General features: G+C 59.6%; 1 protein-coding gene. It reads right to left on the bottom strand.

The features are described 5' to 3' along the window. A partial coding sequence (locus AC1DIX_RS27625) for an aldehyde dehydrogenase family protein (protein ID WP_477328523.1) occupies positions 1 to 338 on the bottom strand: 338 nt, incomplete at its 3' end. Positions 339 to 552 lie beyond the last annotated feature (214 nt).

The raw sequence follows: 552 nt of genomic DNA, 5'->3' as shown, positions 1-552 counted from the left end.
GCTTCCATGTGAGCGCGCCCCACCCCGGCCTGCGAATCGCGGGCGAATGGCAACGGCGCACCCATTTCCTGACTGACGGCCTGGGCGATATCTTCGAAGCGCTCATTATAGCATTCGAGGATCCGCTTCAGCAGCGCCAGACGCTCCTCCTTCGAGGTCAGCGAGAAAGTTTCGAACGCCTGCTTCGCAGCCGCAACAGCCTTGTCAACATCGGCTGCGGAGCCGCCGGAGATCGAGGTATAGGTTTCTTCGGTCGATGGATCGATCACCTCGATCGTCTTCGGCACCACAGGATCGACCCACGCGCCGTCGATGAAGAATTTCAGGTGGTTATTCATGTGTTCTCCAATGCCGTTGATAGCTCAGGCGCGGGCAGCGCGATGGCGCTCGACCGGTGTCATTGACGGACACTAGCCGAACTTTGCAAATGTGAAATAGCAATTGCGAGGCAATCTCTGCCGCCGCCACGCGGCGGTGTTTCTCACCGGGCAAACCGTGTCGAGAGAATGATCGAGGACAGCGTGCGGTCGACGCCATCGATCGCCCCGATCC

The sequence above is a fragment of the Massilia sp. 05N420 genome, assembly GCF_056397205.1.
The sequence above is the reverse complement of the archived record's forward strand: the minus strand, read 5'-3'. Positions and strand labels throughout refer to the sequence as shown.